The organism is Pedobacter sp. ISL-64 (assembly GCF_018613605.1).
Classification (GTDB): Bacteria; Bacteroidota; Bacteroidia; order Sphingobacteriales; family Sphingobacteriaceae; genus Pedobacter.
On the sequence record NZ_JAGGPU010000002.1, the window covers coordinates 126,038 to 149,894 of the forward strand.

14 protein-coding genes are annotated in these 23,857 nt (G+C 40.3%); all 14 read left to right on the forward strand.

Annotated features, from left to right (window positions below):
- The first annotated feature begins 28 nt into the window (after positions 1-28).
- The 14 genes from J7E57_RS03180 (at position 29) to J7E57_RS03245 (ending at position 23,802) form a co-directional block, all read left to right on the forward strand.
- On the forward strand, positions 29-1,444 hold the full coding sequence (locus tag J7E57_RS03180; RefSeq protein ID WP_215125156.1) for a coniferyl aldehyde dehydrogenase: 1,416 nt from the start codon (positions 29-31) through the stop codon (positions 1,442-1,444).
- 79 nt (positions 1,445-1,523) lie between these two features.
- Complete coding sequence (locus J7E57_RS03185; RefSeq protein ID WP_215125157.1) at positions 1,524-2,639, forward strand: alkene reductase; 1,116 nt, start codon at positions 1,524-1,526, stop codon at positions 2,637-2,639.
- A gap of 239 nt (positions 2,640-2,878) precedes the next feature.
- On the forward strand, positions 2,879-3,433 hold the full coding sequence (locus J7E57_RS03190; RefSeq protein WP_251029779.1) for an RNA polymerase sigma factor: 555 nt from the start codon (positions 2,879-2,881) through the stop codon (positions 3,431-3,433).
- Positions 3,434-3,514: 81 nt separating this feature from the next.
- On the forward strand, positions 3,515-4,630 hold the full coding sequence (locus J7E57_RS03195) for a FecR family protein (RefSeq protein ID WP_215125159.1): 1,116 nt from the start codon (positions 3,515-3,517) through the stop codon (positions 4,628-4,630).
- Between the two features lie 192 nt (positions 4,631-4,822).
- Positions 4,823-8,380, forward strand: coding sequence for a SusC/RagA family TonB-linked outer membrane protein (locus J7E57_RS03200; RefSeq protein WP_215125160.1), 3,558 nt, complete (start codon positions 4,823-4,825; stop codon positions 8,378-8,380).
- Between the two features lie 4 nt (positions 8,381-8,384).
- Positions 8,385-9,803: a RagB/SusD family nutrient uptake outer membrane protein gene (locus J7E57_RS03205; RefSeq protein WP_215125161.1), complete on the forward strand. Its 1,419-nt coding sequence runs from the start codon at positions 8,385-8,387 to the stop codon at positions 9,801-9,803.
- A 23-nt stretch (positions 9,804-9,826) separates the two neighbouring features.
- A complete protein-coding gene (locus J7E57_RS03210) occupies positions 9,827-10,924 on the forward strand; it encodes an AhpC/TSA family protein (RefSeq protein WP_215125162.1) in 1,098 nt (365 codons plus the stop codon).
- 1,038 nt (positions 10,925-11,962) lie between these two features.
- Positions 11,963-12,532: an RNA polymerase sigma factor gene (locus J7E57_RS03215; RefSeq protein ID WP_215125163.1), complete on the forward strand. Its 570-nt coding sequence runs from the start codon at positions 11,963-11,965 to the stop codon at positions 12,530-12,532.
- Positions 12,533-12,632: 100 nt separating this feature from the next.
- Entirely contained in the window at positions 12,633-13,820 is a 1,188-nt protein-coding gene (locus J7E57_RS03220; protein ID WP_215125164.1) for a FecR family protein, read from the forward strand.
- Positions 13,821-13,959: 139 nt separating this feature from the next.
- On the forward strand, positions 13,960-17,559 hold the full coding sequence (locus J7E57_RS03225) for a SusC/RagA family TonB-linked outer membrane protein (RefSeq protein ID WP_215125165.1): 3,600 nt from the start codon (positions 13,960-13,962) through the stop codon (positions 17,557-17,559).
- Between the two features lie 91 nt (positions 17,560-17,650).
- Complete coding sequence (locus J7E57_RS03230) at positions 17,651-19,021, forward strand: RagB/SusD family nutrient uptake outer membrane protein (RefSeq protein WP_215125166.1); 1,371 nt, start codon at positions 17,651-17,653, stop codon at positions 19,019-19,021.
- An 11-nt stretch (positions 19,022-19,032) separates the two neighbouring features.
- Positions 19,033-21,018 (forward strand): TlpA family protein disulfide reductase, encoded by a 1,986-nt coding sequence (locus J7E57_RS03235; RefSeq protein WP_215125167.1) that lies wholly within the window; start codon positions 19,033-19,035, stop codon positions 21,016-21,018.
- A 1-nt stretch (position 21,019) separates the two neighbouring features.
- Entirely contained in the window at positions 21,020-22,657 is a 1,638-nt protein-coding gene (locus J7E57_RS03240) for a S41 family peptidase (protein WP_215125168.1), read from the forward strand.
- Positions 22,654-23,802, forward strand: coding sequence for a TlpA disulfide reductase family protein (locus J7E57_RS03245; protein ID WP_215125169.1), 1,149 nt, complete (start codon positions 22,654-22,656; stop codon positions 23,800-23,802). Before J7E57_RS03240 ends, J7E57_RS03245 begins: the two co-directional genes overlap by 4 nt.
- The last annotated feature ends 55 nt before the right edge of the window (positions 23,803-23,857 follow it).

Here is a 23,857-nt window from a genome sequence, read left to right on the forward strand (position 1 = left end):
AAATTGATAGACATTAAATCTAAATGATATGATAGAGACAATAGTGGCAGGAGATGATCTGCTCCTGCAGATACTTCAAGTTCAAAGACACGCCTTTCTGCGTGATGGCGCACCCACACTGGAACAGAGACGATCTGATCTAAAAAAGTTTAAGGCAGCATTGATTGCCAGGAAAGAAGATATAGAAAAGGCAATTAATGCCGATTTTGGTCATCGATCAAAACACGAAACGGATGTCGTAGAAATCTTAGGGGTAGTTGAAGGGATTAAATATCTCTATAAAAATCTCCGCAAATTTATGCGACCTCAAGATCGCCATGTGGCCATGCACATGAAATTGGGGAAAGCTCATGTAGAGTATCAACCACTCGGGGTTGTAGGCGTTATATCGCCCTGGAACTATCCCATTAATTTGTCGTTGATGCCTGTTGTTACCGCAATCGCTGCCGGGAATAGGGTAATGCTCAAACCCTCGAAGTTTACACCTGCAACCAATGCGGTTATTGAAGCAATGTTTAAAGCTATTTTCCCTGCAGATCAGGTAACACTTGTAAATGGCGATGGTGCAGCATTTTCTAAGTTACCTTTTGATCATTTGGTCTTTACCGGAAGTACGTCAGTCGGGCGATCTGTAATGAAAGCGGCCAGTGAAAATCTCGTTCCTGTAACCTTAGAGCTCGGAGGCAAATCGCCGGTAATTATGGGCAAAGGTTATTCGTTTGAAAAGGCAGCTTCAAGAATTGTGTATGGAAAATTACTGAGTGCAGGACAAACCTGTATTGCACCAGATTATGTTTTAGTACACGAAGCTGAAGTAGAAACTTTTGTAAATGCTTATGATAGGGAGGTAAAGAAAGCCTATCCGGATGGGCCAACTGGTGAGGATTATACTTCCATCATCAATGACAAACAATATGAAATTTTGCAGGATTTGCTTGATGATGCAAAAAAACTCGGTGCTAAGATCATAGAAATCGGCGTTAAACCAGAAGACGCATCCAAACGTCCGCATACGATGGCTCCTAAAATTGTACTGGGCGTGACCGATGAGATGAAGATTGCACATGAAGAGATTTTTGGGCCTATATTGCCGGTGTTACCTTATCGCAGTGTTGAGGGTGCCATTAATTATGTAAACCATCGACCAAGACCATTGGCACTTTATTATTTTGGTAAGGATAACAATGAAAAGCGAAAAGTGTTGAACAGTACTACTTCTGGAAATGTGACCGTTAATGGAACATTTTCGCACATTGCGCAAGATGATCTTCCATTTGGCGGTGTTGGTGATAGCGGTATGGGGCAGTATCACGGCATCGAAGGATTTCGCACACTTAGCCACGCTAAAGGGATCTACGAGCAGGGCATTTGGAACGGCATGGATATGCTCCACGCTCCATTTGGGAAACTTACTGATAGGCTGATTAGATTTTTTCTGAAGTAATTAATTTTCAGCCAGTGATTGACCATGAAATAGAACAGGCCTTGTTAAGGCTAATTGAAGATAATAGAATAAATAGCATATGGATACTGTCTTATCAGCACCAACCAAAGTTGGAGCTTACACCTTAAAAAATAGAATTGTGATGCCACCGCTTACAAGAATGAGAGCAGGTGATGGTGATGTACAATCAGGACTGAATGCGGAATATTACCGTCAACGGGCATCAGCAGGATTGATAATCGCAGAGGGAAGCCAGATATCTCCGCAAGGAAAAGGCTTTCCCGGCACGCCGGGCATCTATAATGAAGAGCAAGTGGCTGGCTGGAAAAAAGTAACAGATGCAGTTCACGAAGAAGGCGGGGTTATATTTTTGCAACTTTGGCATGTGGGCAGGGTATCACATTCATCCCTCCAGCCGGATGAGAAATTGCCTGTAGCACCCTCGCCTCTCGCTGCCATAGGCGAAGCTTATTTGCCCAGCTTCTCCAGGGCTCCTTATGAAACTCCACATGAATTAACAATACAAGAAATTAAAGCCATTCTAGCCGATTACGGTAACGCAGCTATCAACGCCCAAAAAGCGGGATTTGATGGAGTGGAAATCCATGCAGCGAACGGTTACCTGATCGAAGAATTTTTACGATCTGTAAGCAACCACCGCACAGATGAATATGGTGGCAGTATCGAAAACAGGGAGAAGTTGCTATTGGAAGTTGTGGAGACTGTACTCTCGGTTTGGCCCAATGATAAAGTAGGAATTCGCATTTCGCCATTTTATACCGGAAATATTGTAGCCGAACCCGATCCAATGCCTTTGTACAGTCATGTGGTCAATCAATTGGCCAAATACAACCTCGCCTACCTTCATGTTATAGAAAACCGGGAATCAACAGCAATGCTCCTGCCGGGACAAAAGGAAACGGTAATTGATATCGAGGATTTTGCGGTTAAACAATTTAGGGGATTTTATAAAAATCCAATGATTGCAGCAGGGGGATTTGACAAGCAAAGAGCGGAAACGGTAATTGAAAAAGGCTATGCAGATGCGGTGGCGTTTGGACGTCATTTTATCTCCACGCCAGATCTTCCCTATAGACTTATCAATGGAATTGCGCCAAATCCGTACGACAGAACCACGTTTTATGGCGGTGGAGCCAAAGGTTATACCGACTATAGAACGTACGAGGTAATTTAATTACAAAACTAAAAAGATAATGGGCGGAAAAACCAAAACTAAGGAATCACCATTTACAATTGAGGCGGTGAAGATTTAATTTATTAGAATCTCTTATTTCGAAAGGTCGTTGCCCAGAAGCCTTCACTTTAATAATAATCTGGTTTGATACATTAAAATCAATATATTGACCTCAAAATCGAGGAAAGGGGATTGTAATGACGCAATATGGCAATTATACGGATTCTGAGTTAGTTGTCATGCTAAAAGACGGCAACCATGCCTCCTTTGCGGAAATTTACAATCGTTACGGCATGGTGATTTATTACAAAGTGAATCAGATGCTAAGAGATGAAGAGGCGGCAAAGGACTTGGTTCAGGATCTGTTCATGGGTTTATGGACAAAGCCAGAATTGATCCGAGCAGATGCCAATCTTCCTGGGTATCTATACATTGCTTCCAGAAATAAAGTATTTAACCTTATACAAAAGGGTAATACCAGAAATGACTTCCTGAAATTGATATCTGCCTACGCAACTGAAGTTAGCACAGAAACTATGGATAAATTGGATGCTCGTGAATTGATGGGTATTGTTGCCATGGAAATCGAAAAATTACCACCCAAAATGAAAAAGGTTTTTGAATTAAGTCGGTTAGAAAGCCTTTCACATCGGGAAATTGCGGAAAAATTGGGAATTTCGGAGCAGACTGTAAAGGCACAGGTACACAATGCACTGGTTATTTTGAAAGCAAAGTTAGGTGGATATGTTTCAGGTGTATTTTTTATGCTCATTTGGCTGGATAAAATAAAATGATTTTTTTTTAGGTTATCCCTAACCCCTAAGTCTTTCTGATCTGTATTACTATTAAACAGGTAAACCTAAGCCTGACGAAATATGGATAATCGGGAAGTTCAAGCATTAATTCAAAAATACCAGGATGGCAAAAGCAGCCATGAAGAACAAATGTTGTTAGAAAATTGGTATGCCAGAGAATCCTATCGGCAAATGCAACATCCTGAAAGCGAAGATTACCCGATAATACAAAAAGAAATATGGGAGTCTATTCAACTGAATTTACCGGTTAGAAAAATCAGGTTGTGGCCAAAAATTGCTTTTGCAGCTGCTGCTGTGGCAGTCTTAGTGTTTGGAACTTTATTCTTTATATTGAGAAGTGCTCCCGGCTTGAGCCCCAAGTCCATCGCCTACCAAAACGATGTCCTACCGGGTGGCCTCGGTGCCACAATTACTTTGTCTAATGGTCAAAAAATTAAATTAAATGGAAAAAAAAATGGTTTGGTGGCAGCCTCTGGAGCTGCCCTGAAGTATGAGGATGGCTCGGAGCTCAGAAGTGTAACTGATTCCCACAGTACTAACTATACGGCCGAAACAGCAAAAGCCCAGACCTATATATTTACCCTGCCCGATGGAACGAAAGTGTGGCTTAACGCGGCTTCAAGTTTAAAGTTTCCTGCACAATTTTCCGGACAAAAACGAGTAGTAGAGTTGATTGGGGAAGGATATTTTGAAGTAGCAAAGAATAAAGCCAGACCATTTATTGTAAAGGGACCCGGACAGGAGATTAAGGTATTGGGAACACATTTTAATGTCAATACGTATGATGATGACCCGATTTGTAAAACAACATTGCTGGAAGGAAGTGTTCAGATAAGTCATGATGGAAAAGTTGTAAAGCTATTCCCCGGTCAGAAATCTTTAATAAGTAAAAATTCTATTCAGGTCATAACAGCCGATACGGATGATGAAATTGACTGGGTAAAAGGAGATTTTGTGTTTAAAGCAGAGTCGCTTCAAACAATTATGAAAGAGATAGCCCGCTGGTATGACGTGGACGTATATTATGCTGGAGGAGTAGACTCTAATATGATTCTCGGCGGCTTTGTATCCCGCTCAAAAAATATATCCGCGGTGTTAAAAATGATGGAACTTACCAAAATGGTACGTTTCAACATCCAGGGAAAAAAAATTACAGTCTTGCCTAATAATAATTAACCAATTAATATATCAACTAAACCATTCAATATGAGAAAATATCTACGACAGCAGGATTAATACAAAACAGTGGTTTTTAAGATAAAGAACCATGTCCCCGACTGGAATCAGGAACATGGAGATTACATCTGAGTTAACCCTAAAAAACAAATTTCAAGTCCATTTTACGTATTAACCCAAACATTCAAAAGTATGAATAAATATGCTTTTAAACCAGGCATGTCCCGTAAAAAGCTGCCTTCAAAACTTCTATTGATTATGAAGTTGATTATAGTCTTTATGACCACGTTTCTAATTCAGGTAAGTGCCAATACATTTGGACAGCGTGTCACGCTCTCAGAAAAAAAGGCTTCACTTGAAAAAATGTTTCAAAAAATAAGAAAACAGACGGGCTACGACTTTTTCTTTGATGCGAAAATTGTTCAATCCATTAAACCTGTAGATATCCACCTTAATAATGCTACTATCGAGGAAGCATTGAATAGTCTGCTTGCAGGTCAGCCGCTCGTTTATGAGATCAACGAGAATTCCGTCATTATCCGAAAAAAGGAAACCTCTTTTATGGACAGGTTGATTTCCAAATTTAATAGGATTGATATACACGGCGTAATTAAGGATGCCCAGGGCAATCTTATGGCAGGTGCATCTATTGCTGTAAAAGGAAAGGATCAGCTGGTTAAAACGAATCAGAAAGGAGAATTCTTCATCCAAAACGTTGACCAAAATGATATTCTAATCGTGTCTTTTATAGGATTCGTTTCTCAGGAAGTGGCCCTTAAAGATGGGGCTCCATTGGAAATTGTTCTTAAAGAACAGGTGGCTGTTCTGGGAGAGGTTACGGTATCTACCGGATATCAGAACATCAAGAGTGCAAAGGTTACCGGGGCAATTACCACTATAGGATCAGAAGAACTGGAAAAGCGAAATGTAACCAATCTGTTGAGCAACCTGGAAGGTAAAGTCCCAGGCTTGGTATACTACAACAGTACAGTTACAGTGCGGGGCTTGTCGACCATGCAAGCCAATCAGCAGGTTCTGGTGGTCGTAGACGGCTTCCCGATTGAGGGTTCGGTCGCTGATCTTAATCCGTATGACATTGAAAGTGTAAGTGTGCTGAAAGATGCTGCCGCCGCAGCCATCTATGGTGCAAAAGCCTCCAATGGAGTGATTGTTGTGACTACAAAACGAGCAAAGGTAAAGGGCAAAACCGTGGTTGAATTCGCTACGAATTACAATTATTTCCAAAAGCCCGATTACAGCAATTACAACTACATGACGCCAGCACAACAGGTAGACGTAGAAGGTAGGTATTACGACTACTGGTTTAACCGAAATGCTGCGGGGAATCCGGCCCAAATGACGCAAACTTTCGAATCTAACATTCAAAGCGGCCTTTCGGTAACACCTGTACAATATGCGTATTACCAATTGGCAAAAGGACAGATCAACAATGCGGATCTGCAATCCAGACTAAACACTTTTAAAGCCAACGATTTTGTAAAAGACTATAAGAACAATGCCTTATCAAACCAGTTGATCCAGCAATATAATTTGGCCTTAAGGACTAGTGGAGAGCGGTCGCAATCCAGCCTGGTCTTGAATTACAAAACAGACAATACAGGTATTATCAATGCTTATAACCGTCAGCTGAATATATTTTTTAAAGGCAGTTATAATCTAGCCAAATGGATAGATGTTGACTATGGCTTAAATATGGTTATAGGAAAGGTCAGGGCACAAAACAATACGGAGGCTACTAATCCTTTCAATGTACCTTCTTACTACAGTCTTTTTGATGCGACGGGTGCAAGAAGCCAATATTCCTTATCTTATTTCAATGTCTATAGTACCAATAATACTATTCTTGAGTCGACAGCGAATTTATATTCGATGAAATTTAATCATCTGGACGAGCTGGAGCGTGATTATAACAATACCTCTTCCAGGAACAGCCGCTATTATGTGAGTTTGAATATTAAACCGATAGCCGGATTAAGTATCAGGCCTCAATTCCAATATGAGGACAACTATGCAGAGACGCTGGGCTATTCAGAAAAGGAAAGTTACACCATGCGTTATTTACAAAATACATTTTCGACCAGGCTGGCCACCGGTTTCAGAAACCTTTTGCCGCCTGGAGGCAGGTTGGAAACTTCCAGAACAAATAATCAAAGCTATACTGCCCGTTTACAAACCAATTACGATAAGCAGATTGGCCGTGGGGCGATATCTTTTTTGGCTGGTGCAGAATTAAGGCAAACCCGAGCGGAGTTTAAATCAAGTGCATTATTTGGCTACGTAGATCAATTGCAGTCACAGGCCAGTACGGCATTGGTTTATGAAACCCTGAGAACACAGCCTAATGCATTCTACAGTGCGATGGTTTTTCCAAGTTTATTGTATGGAACGGATATCAATAGGTTTGGAACCCGAGATGTCATTCACCGTTTTGGTTCAGGTTATGCGAACTTAACGTACACATTGGATGGTAAGTACAATGCTTTTGGCTCTGTAAGGAAAGACTATGCAGACTTATATGGAGGAGACACCAAGTTCCGCGGCAGGCCATTATGGTCAGCAGGTTTGTCATGGATTATGTCTGAGGAAAAATTCATCAAAGACATCAAGGTGATTGATTACCTGAAATTGAGATCGAGTTATGGGGTGACAGGCAATATCGACCTGAACTATACCTCGAAACTTACGGCAAATATTGCTGGCACAAATACCTTCACCAGGGAGCCAATTGCAAACATTGTGATCCCACCGAATGATAAACTGCGTTGGGAAAAAACCAGTACGATCAATATTGGACTTGATTTTGGGTTACTCGATCAGCGTTTGAGGGGTAATTTTGATGTATACAGGAAAAAAGGAACAGACCTGTTTGCCAGAAAGCGGTTGGATGCAACGCTGGGATTTTCGAGCCTGGTGATCAATAACGGTGATATGCTTAACAAGGGTGTAGAACTGGGGTTAAATTACGACTGGTTTAGGCCGGGGCGGGAGCATCAACTGGGCTGGACGAGTTCCATTGTCATCAGTAAAAACAAAAACAAGATTACCTCGGTAGATCAGGTTGCCAGTACCCCGGGCCTGCTTGCCGGAAGTGGGGCCTTTACCGTAGATCACCCGGTTAAGTCCTTATATTCCTATCAGTTTCGTGGTTTAGATGCGACTGGCTTACCGCAATGGCTTTTGTCTGATGGAAGCTTAACCACATCTACCATCCCCAATACAGATCCTAATGCGGTGGTCTTTAGCGGTGGCATGGATCCGACGTTGTCGATGGCCTTTAACAACGAAGTCTCTTTTAAAAATTTCAGCTTTAGTGTGTATGCCGTTTATTATGGCGGCCATTATTTACGGGACAATGCACCGCGATTGTATGATGAGCCAGAATATGGATCCTTATCAAACACCATTCTGAACAGTTGGACACCAACCAATACCAATACCACCATTCCGGGTTTTGGTGAGTATTATCAGGAAGAAGCAAATGCCAATCCGATGGTTTATGCGGATGAATTTGTGAAATCTGCCGACTTCTTTAAGGTGAGAAATATTGTTCTTAGCTATAGTTTACGGCCATCGCCTATAAAAAAGCTGGGCATAGCGAATGTTAAGTTTCGCTTCCAGATAGACAATCCAAATTTCAGCTGGACTAAAGAAGAGCTTAGTATCGACCCGGAAACGGGTGGCTTGAGGATTCCAACTGCATACGTTTTAGGTGTTAATGTAAATTTCTAAGAAAATGAAAAGAATTGTATTTATACTGATGGCCCTACTTTCACTATTAAGTATTTCATCTTGTGAGAAGTATACCGATATAGAGCCGAAAGGCAAAAACCTGTTGGGAACCGTTGATGAAATGGCGTATTTGCTGAATTATAATTTTAGCAGCTCGAATGCTTTTTATCTGCAAAACTTGTATATCCTTGACAATGATATGTATCCTCCATTGGGCAATGTGGCCAATACCCTTAGCGGTCCTAAAGATGTAAGCTATGCCTTACTCGCGTATGACGAGTCGATAAACAGGGCTTCCACTTCGTCTGATCCGGCTTACCTGGAAATGTATTCGGTGATCTCAAACCGGTTGAATGTCATCATCACGCTTATAGACAAGGCGAATGGCAACAAGGAAAAAGGGGCCGCCTTGAAAGCAGAGGCACTCACCCTGAGGGCATATCTTCACTACATTCTTGTTAACATCTATGCAAAGGCCTATACACCAGCAACTGCTGCAACGGATGGAGGGATTGCCTACATGAGCATCCTGGATTATGAGAGCAGCCCCGTAAAAAATACGGTAGCGGAGGTATATGCTAAAATGCTGGAAGATATAAATGCAGCCCTTGGCTCGGGTGCTTTGCCAGACCAGAACCCAAATAGTACTAAGGTAGGAAAAGCCTTTGCCTATGCTGTAAAGGCGCGCATTTTGTTGTCGATGAGGAATTACACGGATGCGCTGGCCGCGGCCGAAACAGCCTTAACCTTCAATAGCGCATTGGAAGACCACAGACCCTTTATTAGCACTGGTTTAGCCGTAAGATCGGCATTTACCTCCACTGACAACCTGTTTTTTGCGGCTTCCAAACAGAATCTACCCACTTTTTACACAGCTTCGGTAGAAGTTTTAAACCAGCTTTTTGAACCCGGAAACATCATGAAGAATTATACCAGCAGTTACAGTTACACGCTTGGCGGTGTAAATTATTCAGTCTCATTTGGTACTCAATACGGTATTCCGGGCGCATTGTGGTTTTATAACAATAACTATCAGCATAATAATGTGGGTATGACGGTCTCCGATCTAATGTTAATGAGGGCTGAATGTTTAATCCGTACAGGAAGAATAGCACAGGGGATGGAAGTGGTGAACTACATCAGGCAGCGCCGCATACATCCGAATAATTATACGGCCCTGGTTGCTACGGATGAGGCGACGGCAATGAGGTATTTTAAAAGGTTATCGAGACTGGAGTTTCTGTATACCTGGAAAAACTTTGCCGACCTTAAAAGATGGAATACAGAATCCGCTTATAAGGAAACAATCACAAGAACTGTTAATGGTGTAACGTACAAGCTGGAACCGGGGTCCCCTTTGTGGATTTTTCCATTTCCTCAAAGCGCTACACTTTACAATACAAATTTAACACAAAACTATTAAAATTACCTTGTTAATAAATATATATGAAAAAGTACTTACTAGTTGCATTGATAGGATTATCCTTTTTGGGTGCTGGTTTTAGAGCAGCAGCACAGAGCATTTTAAAGGGGAATATTACGGATCTCAAAGCAGATACCCTCAGCCTTTATTACCGGTTTGAGGGTGAAAATAAAAGTGCGAAGGTTCCTGTAAAAGCAGGAACCTTCGCCTGGTCGGCTCCAATAAAAGAGCCTTCTTTTTCCGCATTGTATTTACCTGTAAAAGGCGTTATGGAAAAGTTTTCTTTTTATTTAGCACCCGGAGTACAAACCCTGACAGGTAGTGTGGCAACTAAAGAAGAGTTTAAAAAACTAAGCCTAAAGGGGAACTCGGAGCAGGAAGATTACCTGAAATTTTCTAAACATTCTGATTCACTGCTGGTGGAGTACTCAAAGCTAAATGATAGTGCAGCGCGGGCTGTTGGGGAGGCCAAGGTTACCATGCAAGGACAAGCTGATAAGATGTTGAGGGTTGCAACTTTTGGGGCGGCGGAGGATTATATTCAAAGTCATCCGGATAAATACCTAAGCGTGGATATGCTGGTCAGCATTTTGCCAAACCTCGATCCTTCCAAAGCAAGGGAATTGTATGATGGGCTTACCCCTTTTTTAAAAGGTAGTTCCTCGGGAAAATTAATGGCCGGTTATTTGAAAGCGGCTTCGCATGGAGAACTCGGGAACTATATTGCAGAGTTTGTACTGAATGATGTTGACGGCAAATCCGTAAAATTTTCTGAATTTAAAGGCAAATATGTGCTGATCGACTTTTGGGCAAGCTGGTGTGCGCCCTGTCGCGCTGAGAATCCAAATGTACTGAAGTTATATAAGGAATTTAAGGATAAGAATTTTACGGTTCTTGGAATTTCCCTTGATACGAAAACGGAGGACTGGAAGAAGGCAATAAAAGAGGACGGGCTGCCCTGGACGCAGCTATTGGATAAAAGAGGTAAAGATAGCTTATCTGGTTATTACGGAATTACAGGAATCCCATCAAATTTTCTTGTTGACCCTGAAGGTAAAATTGTTGGAAGAAACCTGAGGGGAGATACCCTGGGCGCAAAATTGAAAGAACTGCTAGAATAGTGCCATGATAATTTCATTTGGTTGTGCCACCTGAAATGTGGACAGGTAAATTACGGCAGTATTGCTGGATTAAAGAAATTCACCGAACAGGAAGTTTCCGCTGATTATCTTCAGAAGTTTATTGCCAAGCTGGGAGTTCCACCAAAAGTGGTTCTTCCCCGCTTGGTCTGCGATCCGTTTACATCCGGAATTAAACTGACTGTCGATTCCGCTTCAAGTTTGCCGAAACCCCCAGTTCAACCAAACTTTCGAATGGCCTGGAAGGGTTAAAATATAAGTTTCTCCCTTTTCGGTGCTCAAGGTGGGATAAACCAGTCGAAAATGATTCCTCTTCGCTCATCTTAAATTGATCCTCTTCAATATTATTAGCCACACCTTAAATCCGGTTTTCAAAATGGCGGTTAGGGGTCAAACATTTGGCTTATCCAAGTAGAGTGCGTATTTCAGTAAATGTGGTTCTTACTCACTTTTGTTCTGTTACACTGGAACTGCTGAAACAGCAAGGAAGTGTAGAACGCAGGGATGCGTTTAACTGTAGTTCTGTATTGGTGCGATTCAATCTCCCAGGTATCGGGATGAAAGCATAAACCTGAATATGGCCTGACGATCATATCTATTCAAGCTTGGGTTAAAAGGTGGTTCAGTGACCAATTTATTCGTTAAATACTTCGAGGCTTGCCTCGGGGTTATAGCGGAAAGTTTGAAAACGAAGAGTTTTCATAAAACTAAAAATTAACTCTTTACCGCCAATACCTCGTGGGCTTGCCCCGGGGTTCTTTATTAGGGGGCTGAAGAATTAGGAAAAGTTAGGATAATTTCAACACTGTAACAAAATAGGTTTGTGGACTTTTTTCAGGCAAAAGGTATTTGTGAATGAAATTAATGTAAATATGCTTTCAGGCTGGGAACGCTATCTAAGGACAGAATGGACAATTACCAGGCCTAACCCGTTCAATGAGCCGGTTAAGTGAACTGGAATGTTAATTAACGGCATAGAGCTATTAAATTTGTATATTTACTTCTTTAATCCTAATTAACTTGATTTCCCAACTAACAGATGAATTACTTCTTTTGCGCTTAAGAGGCGGAGATCGGCTTGCTTTTCAGGAGGTTTACGACCGGTATTGGCCCATTCTTTACCGACATGCCTTTAAGTTGCTTAAAAATGATTCGGAATGCCAGGATGTGATTCAGGATGTTTTTATAAAATTGTGGAAAATTGCACCTGATTTACCCGTTCACACCAGACTGGAACCTTATCTGTACACGAGTACGCGGAACCACATCCTAAATATTTTCAGCCATAGTTCTGTTCAAACGGCCTATATAGAGAGCCTGGGCGATTTTATTGAATCAGGATATGAGGTAACAGATCATCTCGTTAGAGAGAAGATACTCTCGAAACTTATTGAAGAGGAGATCCAAAAACTTCCGGCAAGAATGCGGGAGGTTTTTGAATTGAAACGCAAAGAAAACTTATCTTATAAAGAGATTTCTGAACAAATGAACATCTCTGAGCTAACTGTTAAAACCCAGATGAATAAAGCTATTACTATTTTGAGGTCGAAATTTGGAGAAAATCTAACAATTTTTTTGCCATTTCTTTAAAAACAGTAGAAAATTAATAATAAAACAACTTTTTTTTAATGCTGAATACAACATTGGTCTGAGTTAGCTGTCATGCTATTATACTACCTGTAAAAAACGCATGAAAAATAACGCTATCCGCAAACTTGTCAGTAATTATCTCGATGGTAAACTATCTGTGCAACAGCGTGCCAGAATAGAAACCTGGTACCTATTAAAGAACGAGGAAGTATCGCAACAAGAATTTGAGCCGGATTATGATGGTTTAAACAGTGAGATATGGATCAATATCGAAGACAAAATTACAGATGATCAACAAATCGTTGGTAAAAAGAAAAGGATATCGATTTATACTGCTCTGCCCACATTTGCCAAAATAGGCATAGCAGCTACAATTACATTAGTTGGTATTTTCACTTATTTGAGTTACAATAATAAAAATCAACAAGAGGATAAATTTACTGTTAGTGCTAATAAAGATATTGCTCCAGGAAAAGAGAGAGCTTATCTTACCCTGGCTGATGGTAGAAGAATTGATTTAGCTAATGTAATGAATGGAAAGCTAATATCCGAAAATGGTCTGGAAATCACCAAAACTGCAGATGGCAATCTTGTTTATAAAATAAATAAATTAAAAAATGTTGAACCGGGTTTTAATACCATTTCTACTCCAATAGGCGGCCAATATACTGTCGTTCTTCCAGATGGATCAAAGGTGTGGCTAAATGCAGGTTCATCTTTAAAATATCCAACCAATTTTGCAGAAAATGGCCGTAATGTAACTTTAACAGGAGAAGGGTACTTTGAAGTTGCGCATATTGATGGAAAGAATGGAAAGCTGCCTTTTATCGTTTCGGTTAATAAAGGGAGTGATGAATTGGAGCAAGTGAAGGTTTTAGGTACTCATTTTAATATTAATGCTTATGCCGATGAGCCATCTGTTAAAACCACGCTGTTACAGGGAAGTGTAATGGTAAATGCAGATAAAGGGCAAGCGGCTGTTCTAAAGCCCGGTCAGCAGTCTAAATTAGTAAATGGACAAATTCAATTGCAGCAGGCAGATATGGAAATGGCAGTGGCCTGGAAAAATGGCGAATTTGTCTTCCGGGAGGATTTGCGTAGCGCTATGCGAAAAGTTGCCAGGTGGTATGATGTAGAAATTGTTTATGATGAATCGGCACCTGAAAAACTGATGCTGGGAGGGTGGATGTCGAGAGGCACTAATATATCTGAGGTACTCAACCACATACAATTAACCGGTAAAGTTCACTTTAAACTTGAAGGAAGGAGGGTAACTGTTTCTAAATAAGTGAAAACGGACCAAAAAGCCAGAAGTGCATGCAAGCACCTCTGGATCTGATTGGTTGCCGATAAAATAATTATCAACTATAAACCGCATACTGCCCAGCCTTCGAAACGTAGGCATTATGCAAAACCAAACTAAACAAATGTATAAAAATTTTACTTCACTCGGGTTGCCCAACAGGCAACTCCGTAAACTGCTACTCGTTATGCGACTTACGGCTATGATCTTAATGGTTGCTTTTATGCAATTGAGCGCATCTACCAAGGCGCAAAAAGTTTCTATTGTAGAAAAAAATGCGCCATTGGAAAATGTGCTCAAGGAGATCCGCAAACAGAGTGGCTATGATATTATTTATGATCTGAATATTGTTTTGGATGCGAAACCGGTATCCATCAATGTACAGCAGGTAAATGTTTTCGAGGCGTTGCAGAAATCGCTGTTTGCCCAATCGCTTACTTTTTCTGTCGATGGTAGAACCATCATTATCAGAGAACGTGGAGTTGTTGATCAGATTGCCGAATTGGTTGATGACCATGAGGTAAAAGTATTGGTAACCGATTCTTTAAACAGGCCGCTTCCGGGTGCTAACGTTTACAATAAAACCATCAATAAGATGTATGTAACCGATAAATCTGGAGAAATCCTGATTAAGGACATTCCGGCAAATGGATATGTACTCCAAATTACCTATGTTGGTACTAAAGGAGAAGAAATTTTTGTAGATAGAAAAACAGTTTCCTATGTGGTTATCCTAAGGCAACAAGCTGCGGCACTGCAAGAAATTAATATAGTTTCAAACGGCTACCAAAAATTAAGCAGGGAGCGAGCTGCCGGTGCTTATAGTGTAGTTTCTGCAAAAGAATTAATGGAAACACCTGCTGTTAATATTCTCGAACGCTTAGAAGGTAAGGTTGCCGGTGTAAAATTCGATATCAAAGGCAATAGTGTACAGATACGGGGTGTAAACAGCTATGCTGGCGGGAGTGGTACGCCATTAATTGTATTGGATGGATTTCCATTAATGAATTCGAGCGATTTAGCCACATTAACAAACCCTGTCGGCAAAAATGCATGGGGCAATTCTGTCATTAGCAGCATAAATATTGCCGATATTGAGCAGATTACTTTCCTAAAAGATGCTTCTGCAACATCCATCTGGGGATCAAGAGCAGCCAATGGTGTAATCGTAATCGATACCAAAAAAGGAAAAAAGATTGCGCCATCGATCAATCTTGGATATGTTTTTGGCATATCTAAAAATCCATCAATTGCGAACCTAAGGTGGATGAACAGTGCCCAATACATTGACTTGGAGCAAGAAATGGTTAACAAGGGGTTTTTAGTAGACCCGGCTTTAGCATTTCCGGGAAATGAAATTTACTCGGCAAATAACAGTGAAGCCACAGAATGGATGTATCGCGTAAAGCGTGGTACCGCAACAGTTGCACAGCGAGATGCCGCATTGGCTGAAATTGGATCAAGAGATGGCATGGCTCAGATTGAAGATCACTTATTGCAAAATGCAGTTAACCATCAATACAATCTCTCTTATTCTGGCGGAACGGAAAGCAGCACTTATTACATTTCAGGAAATTATACCAAAGATGTGCCCATATACAAAAGTAATTTTGGGGAGAATGCCTTTATCAATGCCAATACCACAACCGATCTTTTTAATAAAAAAGTAACTTTTCGAGCTTTGTTTAATTATCAGTTTTCGAAATCGCAATATAATGCGGCAGCGGTAAATGCTCTTTCGGTAAGTACAACTGCACTTCGACCTTATGATATGTTGCAAGATGCCAATGGTAATAGTATTGGTAGAACCATTTTATTCAGAGAGTCTTTAGCGTCTACAATGGTTGCGAAAGGCTACCTGCCGTTTAGCTACAATACCATGGATGAACTGAATTACTCTAATTCGACATCCAAAAACAATGTTTTCAGAATGACGGCCGGTTTAAATGGAAAGATTGCAAAGTGGTTAAATGCCGATGTATCGGCATCTAACCAAAGGCAGATAGGGAATTCGTATACACTCGATGAATTGAATAGTTATGCAGGACGAATACTGGTTAACACAGGTACGGTAATTACTAATGGTAAATCGGTTTATAATGTGCCTTACGGTGGCCGATACATTACCTATGGAACAGAATCTTCTGAAACAGCCTTCAGAGGTCAGCTAAATTCTGATTTTAACATTGCTAAGAACCATCAGTTCAATGCTATTGCCGGTGCGGAAATTAGAGAAACAGAATCTTCAAATACCTCTGAAACCAGGTATGGTTTTAATGAAGATACACGAACGATCGCAACGGTGAATCCTACAGGACAGTATGAAACGATGTATGGTTATACACAATCGCTGGGCCCAAACCTTAGCAATTTGATCAGTTACAGAAAACGTTTCCTTTCCTATTACGGAAATGCATCTTACAGCTTTAAGGAGAAATATTTTGTTACCGGAAGCGTGCGCTTTGATGATTATACCTTGCTAGGGATCGATAGAAGTAAACGGGCTGTTCCTTTTTGGTCAGTAGGTTTAAGATGGAACGCAAATAAAGAAGAATTTATTGAAAACTTAGGTTGGCTGGATGCTTTAAGTGTTCGTGCCACAATAGGTACAAGCGGAGTTGTACCGCAAGGCGGTTCTAATGTTACGGTGATCTCTATTACGGGTACTGATTTCAGAACAGGACAAACAGTAGGTGGCATAGAAACACCCGCTAATTCAGATTTGGGTTGGGAAACCACCAAAACCGGTAACTTAGGTTTGGATTTCGGTTTCTTTAAAGGAAGATTATCCGGTACGTTTGATGTTTACAGAAAACGAACAAAAGGTATTTTAGCTTCTTTTGCCTTTAACCCAACTTACGGCTGGTCAAACTTGTTTTTTAACAGCGGCACATTAAGTGGCAGTGGTTATGAGTTCTCACTTAACGGAGAAATCATCAGAGCAGGAAAATTTACTTGGAAAGCTATTTTGAACTTTGGTTATGCTACAAATAAGGTTACAGATCTTCGCTATGTAAATAATGCGAGTACATTGGCCGGAACTTCTGGTACGATTGAAGGTATGCCATTAGGTTCACTTTATGTTTACAAGTGGGCAGGCCTGGATAACAAGGGCCAGTCACAAATATTCGATAGAAATAATAAGATCATCAATAACACCACTAACCTCACATCGGCATTTACCAAAGAGGATTTAGTTTACGCCGGCAGGATTTACGCACCATACAACAGCGGGTTTAACCATAGTTTTAAATATGGTCAGTTTGAAATGGGCATCCAGATGACAGGTTATTTCGGCCACGTTTTCTTAAAAAATTCCATTACCAATTACCCGACTTTTGAAGGTTCCTATTCTGGCGTTCTGGGAAGGCAGGAAGATTTGGCTTATAGGTGGAGGGTGCCTGGAGATGAGTTAAATACCAATGTGCCAGGGCTGTCCGGAGTAAATTTCAATAGCATTAACCGTTACCGAAATGCGGATGTTTTGGTTCGAAAGGCTGATAATATACGTTTACAGCAGATTTCATTATCCTACGTTGTTCCTGCACGTTTCCTTCCACGAAATACTTTTAAGGCAATTTCACTATCGGCCAATGTAAGAAACTTAGGAATTATCTGGCGTGCCAACAAAGATGGAATCGACCCTGAATTTATCAATAATGGAAATTTTGGAAGTGTAACCCCTACACCAAGTTACGTTTTTGGAATAAACGCTACACTTTAATACAATGAAATCATCATGATTTGCCAGAACAATAAGGGAATGAACATAAAATCATGATAGCTTCATCACTTTTAAAAAACAATATACACGGATGAAAAAAAGATATACGATCATATTTCTTGCACTAACTATTGCTAGTGTAGGTTGCCGAAAATACGTAGAGATTGATCAGCTCTCTACCAGAACCTTAAAATATACCTCAGATTATCGGTACATTATGAATAACAATAATGTGCTGGAAGGAACTTTCTCCTATCCAATTCTTTCTGGAGATGATACGGAAATCAATGATCCGACCAGGCAGAATACGCTTGGTGATATTCTGGGCAATGTATATTCCTGGGCAGGAAAATATACCACTGAAACACAAAACGATAGTGATTGGGACCGGCAATACAAAATTATTTACACCTGCAATGAGGTTCTGGAGGGGGTGTTAAGTTCAGCGGATGGAGCGGATGCAGAGAAACAAAAAATTTATGCAGAGGCGCTTGTGCACCGTGCATATGCCTATCTGGTTTTAGTAAATATGTATGGTAAACAATATAACAGTTCAACTGCCGGAACTGATTTAGGCGTACCGATGCTTACTACCTCGAATTTATACACTAAACTAAATAGAGCGCCTGTTGCGCAAGTTTACGCAGCGATTCTGAAAGATTTGAAAACTTCCATAAGTCATCTTCCGGCTTTGCCTGATTATAATGTGAGACCTGCAAAAGTATCAGCATACGCACTATTGGCTAAAACTTATTTAAACATGAGGGATTTCGGTAATGCCAGCCTCTATGCAGATAGTTCGCTTGTTCTGCAAAATACCTTATTGGATTTAAAATCATATGAATCATCGACAAGTACGATGCCCGTAAGGTTAAATAATCCGGAGGTAATGTTATCTAAAATTTCAAATGTTGTGTACACAGCCATTTCTGTAAATAACGATTTACTTACTGCAATGGGGCCAACAGATTTGCGATACAAACTCTTTACGGATGCCCGAAGCCGTTTCGGTACCCAGTTTAGTGCGGCTTTTACAGGAAGGGCATCATGTAAGTATCTGATCAATGAGTTTGTAATCTTAAATGGTCCATCTGTACCTGAAATGATGTTAATCAAGGCAGAATGTTTGGCACGGGCAGGCAATACAAACGCTGCAATGGCGCAAGTAAATAATCTAAGAATCAAACGTTTTACAGCAGCAAACTATATTCCGCTAAATGCTTCGGATGCAGGCGATGCCCTTCGCATTGTAATTGCAGAAAAACGGAAAGAATTTTTAGGCACCGGTATCAGATGGTTCGATCAAAAACGACTCAATTTGGATGTCGAGTATGCGCAGGTTAAAACCAGAAGTTTCAAAAGTATAGATTATACTTTGCAACCAAACTCCAACCGTTATTTATATCCAATTGGAGATAAATACATATTGCTAAATCCTGAATTAGAACAGAATCCAAGATAGAATAATTACTGATGAAAAGACATTTTTTTACAAGATGCTGGCTACTGCTATGCCCATTTTTTGGGCAGCAGCTGGCCGCTCAAACGTTAACATGGAATCCCGAAATACCTTTACAACAAAAAAAGGTTTCCTTCTCTTATAACCCAAAAGGCGGCGAACTTGAATTTAGCGATGACCCAAAGGCATTGCTTGCTTACTATGAAAATAGCAATTGGAAGACGGTAGCTTTAAGTTTAAAAAAAGATAAGGAGAATTTACTGGGCGAATATTCAGTACCTGCAGGTGCAGCTTTTTTTGCTTTAAAATTTTATCAGGGCGATGTGCTTAACCCCGAAGCCTTCGATAACAATAACGGCAAAGGTTATTTAAGAAAGGTTTTGTCTCCGAAAGGAAAAGAAGTCGTGGGCAGTTATTTATCGGAAGCAGCTTTAAGAGCGGGGCTTACCGGAAATTGGACCCTTAATAGCTTTATAAATCCTTCCAAGAATGCTAGGATGATTGATTCATTGCTTATCAGGGAAGAAAAATTGTCTCACTCATCGCATCGATCTTATTTATTCACCTATTTGGATCTGAAACAGGCCACTATGCCAGCTCCGGCATTTGTTGCTTTTGCCGATGGACTGATGAAAACTGAGATTAAAAAAGGGAATCTTAACGAGGAGTTATTGGCAGGTATGCAGCGTTATTATATCAGATTAAAAGATACTAAGAGCGCAGAAATGGTGGCGCAGCTGATCTTTCAAAATTACCCTAAAAGTGGCACGGCTAGATTCCTGGCATTTGGAAATATAACCAAGGGTAAATCGGGGAGTGATTTAACAATGGCATATGAGGAATACCTGAAAAAGTTCCCTTATGCAGATTGGAAAAAATCTCCTGATGGTAAAGGTCATATCTACTACGAAATTTTTAGAGGTCTGGGTGCGCAGTATTTTGAAAGCGGGGAAATTGAAAAGTTTTTATCCCTTTTCCGTGAGATCGATTTTAAAACCGCAAATGAGATTTACCGTTGGAATATCACTAAAGGACAAATGATGGGTAAGGTAGATCGAAAAATGCTTTACGGGGTTAGTAAGAAGATTCTTCCTTATTTAATTGAAAGACAAAAAGATAATTCTTATCTGATTGATTTTGGAAATGACCAGAAAAAAGCCCAGGACAATGCCGATAATCAATTAAATGACAGGTTATATACCCACATTTTTTTTGCAAATGATCAGGCCGATTATGTCGGTGGAAATCAATTTTTTCAATACCTGTCTAAAGAAGGAAGCTATAACACTGCCGACCTTAATGCCCTTCACCTGAATATTTTAGAGCGATTGGGAGGGGATAAATCAATTAAGTTGATGTTGGAGAAAAGTGTGGCTGCCAACGCGGTTACACCGGTAATGTTTACCAGGCTTAAAACAATTTATGTAGCCGAACACGGAAAAGAGGAGGGTTACGATCAATATCTCTCGTCTCTGATGCCAAATGATAAGAAAGCCGAAATGAGAATTCATGTAATGGCGAACATGGTTAATTATCCATTGGTTCCCTTTACGCTTGAGGATGCAGATGGTAAAATGGTAAACTCTAAAGATTGGGCAGGTAAAGTTGTGGTGATTGATTTTTGGGCAACCTGGTGCCGTCCATGTATCATGGCTTTTCCAGGGATGCAGCTTCTGGTAGATCAGTATGCAAAAGATCCTGCTGTTGGCGTATATATGATTGGTACCATGCAAAACGGCGACTACAAGACAAAATCAGTTAATTATGTTCGCGGCGAAGGATATCGTTTCAATTTGCTTCATGATGCCATTGGTTCCAAAGGAGAGCAAGATCAGGTTTTCAAAAGTCTTGTTCCGTTTTTCAGATCATCTGCTATTCCTCGCAAAATCATCATTAAAAATGGCGAAGTAAGATACAGCTCAGAAGGTTATTCCGGAAGTCCAAGTCAACTTAGGGATGAATTGTCAATGGCTGTAGAAATTTTAAGAGCAGAGAAATAAGATGAAAAAAACAAAAATATTATTGGCTTTATTGGCCTTGCTGATCGGATTTAATGCACAGGCGCAGATGAATCCGAAGATGAAGCTACAGGATGCGCTAAAATTGATCCAGGATAATTATGTAGATCCAGTAAATGATGAGCATGTGGTTGATGCGGCCATAAAGGCAATGTTAAGCGATTTAGACCCGCATTCGAGCTATGTTAGTCGCGAGGAGGTGGAAGCTATGAGCGAAGCCATGAAGGGTAGCTTTGCCGGCATTGGTATTCAGTTTTCAATGGTTGCAGATAGCACTTTCATAACCGGAATTAATGCAGATGGACCGGCAGCCAGAGTTGGATTACAGGTTGGTGACCAGATTATTACTGTAGATGGCAAATCCATCTTTGGTAAAGATCTTAAAAACCAGGAAGTAATGCGCTTGTTAAGAGGTGAAAAAGGAAAGTCGGTTAAACTTAACATTGTTCGCAAATCACAGTCTACTGCATTAGCATTTAATGTAGTTAGGGAGCAGATTGCAGAATTATCCGTTACAACAAGCTACATGGTAACTCAAAATATCGGTTATATCGCACTTTCAATTTTTAGTCAATCTACACGTAGAGAGATAGATGCAGCACTTAAAAGTTTAAAGGCTCAGGGCATGACCAAATTGATTTTAGATTTACAATCTAATGGCGGTGGTTTAGTTGAAGCTGCTATAGGTGTCGCTGATGAATTTTTACCACGCGAGAAAATGGTATTTTACTCGGTAACGAATACAGGTGTTAAGGACCACTTTTTAACTGGAGGATATGGCCAGTTTAATACTGGTGATCTGGTGGTACTGATTGATGAATCGACTGCATCTTCAAGTGAAATTCTTACCGGCTGTTTACAGGATTGGGACCGTGCGGTTGTGGTTGGCAGGAGAAGTTTTGGTAAAGGGTTGATGCAAAAAGGCTTGGAACTGAGTGATGGCTCTATTATTCGATTAACTGCTGCACGATACTATACGCCTTCTGGAAGATCAATTCAAAAACCTTACACGAAAGGTAAAACTGACTATTTTGAAGATTTTAACAGGAGGATGGCCTCTGGAGAACTTACAAAGGGCGGTCATGTAAATTTTCCGGATTCTTTGAAATACAGTACACTAACAAACAAACGTACTGTTTATGGCGGTGGTGGCATTATGCCTGATAAATTTGTGCCCATTGATACCGCGATTTACAGTGTGTGGCTAAACAGGTTAATGAATAGTGGTTTGGTAACTAAATCAGCTTTCAATTACGTTCAACAAAACAGGCAGAGCCTGATGAGTGCCTTTGATACTTTCGAATCTTTTGACAAAGGGTACCGTGTTGATGAAAAAATGCTTGATAAAGTCTTTGAAAATGCAGCGGCTCTAAAAATTAAACTGCCTTTGAAATCAGATCAGGTTACCCGCAAAACCATTTCGGTAGAAATAAAAGCAGAAATAGCGGAGATGTTATACACCGGAAAAGGTTATGCACTTAGGGTGCGAAACGAATCTAATCATGAATTTAGCACAGCATTATCAATACTAACCTCTCCGGCTGATTACAATAAATTACTGGCCGGAAAGCAGCAAGTCAAATCATCTTCCTCAAATAAAACAGCAAAGAAAAATCTATGAAAAAAATACTATTAACTTCATTAGTGGCGGTATGCTCATTAGTGGTTTCTGCACAGACAGGGTATGTTATAAAAGGACAAATCGGCAAACTCGGAAAGCCAGCAAAGGCATATCTTTTAATTAATAAAGAGGGCAAACAAATATTAGATTCAACCAATCTGGTAAATGGATTTTTCACCTTCAAAGGTTCTGTAACCTCACCATTGGAAGCCACTTTAAGATTAAAACACGATTTAGCGGTTGATACTCCCGGTAAAAGGGTAAAAATTGATGGCATTTCAATCATTTTAGGGAATGAGAACATCATCATTACAGGAAAAGATTCATTAAAAACGGCCGTCATCAAAGGTTCTAGCTTAACAGATGAAAGTAGGAAAGTAGATGATTACCTTCGTCCATTTTATGCCAAGTATGAAGGCTTGAATAAAGAATTTGCAGCGCAACCTGAATCGAAAAAACAGGATAGCCAGTATATTCAGGATTTGGAAAAAAGAGCTAAACAGATCGAAAAAGAAATCTTTGATGCAAAAATGGCTTACATCAAAGAGAATCCAACGAAATACATGGCTATGATGGCGCTTAATTCTACACTTGGGCCAGGTTTCGATGCAATAGAAATGGAAAAAGTTTTTCAAAACTTAAGTCCGGATTTAAAAGAATCGTATTTTGGTAAGCAGGTGGCCGACCGTATCGCCACTTTTAAGAAAACTCAAGAAGGGGTAGATGCTACGGATTTTAGCCAGCCAGATGTGGATGGTAAAATGGTGAAGCTTTCAGATTATCGTGGCAAATACGTATTGATCGATTTTTGGGCTTCATGGTGTGCACCTTGTAGAAGAGAAAATCCAAATCTGGTTAAGGCCTACGAACAATATAAAGCAAAGGGTTTCGAAATTCTTGGGGTTTCTATGGATAAGGCTACAGATAAGGTGAAGTGGCTAAAGGCCATCCAGGACGATAAGTTAAGCTGGAAACAGGTTGGGGATTTGAAGGGCTGGGATAATGAAGCTGGTGTACTTTACGAAGTAAAAGCTATCCCGTCGAATTTTCTGATTGATCCAAGTGGAAAAATTATTGCAAAAGATTTACGTGGGCAAGCACTAGATGATAAGCTAACTGCGATTTTCAAAGAACCCTCAAAATAAGATTTAGTTAATGATGATGCAGGTTGATGGATATCGCCTGCATTTTTATCCCAAT

Bases quoted from the DNA above. Each gene is read 5' to 3' on its own strand.
- J7E57_RS03180 (WP_215125156.1), top strand. From the start codon at position 29: ATGATAGAGACAATAGTGGCAGGAGATGATCTGCTCCTGCAGATACTT.
- J7E57_RS03185 (WP_215125157.1), top strand. From the start codon at position 1,524: ATGGATACTGTCTTATCAGCACCAACCAAAGTTGGAGCTTACACCTTA.
- J7E57_RS03190 (WP_251029779.1), top strand. From the start codon at position 2,879: ATGCTAAAAGACGGCAACCATGCCTCCTTTGCGGAAATTTACAATCGT.
- J7E57_RS03195 (WP_215125159.1), top strand. From the start codon at position 3,515: ATGGATAATCGGGAAGTTCAAGCATTAATTCAAAAATACCAGGATGGC.
- J7E57_RS03200 (WP_215125160.1), top strand. From the start codon at position 4,823: ATGAATAAATATGCTTTTAAACCAGGCATGTCCCGTAAAAAGCTGCCT.
- J7E57_RS03205 (WP_215125161.1), top strand. From the start codon at position 8,385: ATGAAAAGAATTGTATTTATACTGATGGCCCTACTTTCACTATTAAGT.
- J7E57_RS03210 (WP_215125162.1), top strand. From the start codon at position 9,827: ATGAAAAAGTACTTACTAGTTGCATTGATAGGATTATCCTTTTTGGGT.
- J7E57_RS03220 (WP_215125164.1), top strand. From the start codon at position 12,633: ATGAAAAATAACGCTATCCGCAAACTTGTCAGTAATTATCTCGATGGT.
- J7E57_RS03225 (WP_215125165.1), top strand. From the start codon at position 13,960: ATGTATAAAAATTTTACTTCACTCGGGTTGCCCAACAGGCAACTCCGT.
- J7E57_RS03230 (WP_215125166.1), top strand. From the start codon at position 17,651: ATGAAAAAAAGATATACGATCATATTTCTTGCACTAACTATTGCTAGT.
- J7E57_RS03235 (WP_215125167.1), top strand. From the start codon at position 19,033: ATGAAAAGACATTTTTTTACAAGATGCTGGCTACTGCTATGCCCATTT.
- J7E57_RS03240 (WP_215125168.1), top strand. From the start codon at position 21,020: ATGAAAAAAACAAAAATATTATTGGCTTTATTGGCCTTGCTGATCGGA.
- J7E57_RS03245 (WP_215125169.1), top strand. From the start codon at position 22,654: ATGAAAAAAATACTATTAACTTCATTAGTGGCGGTATGCTCATTAGTG.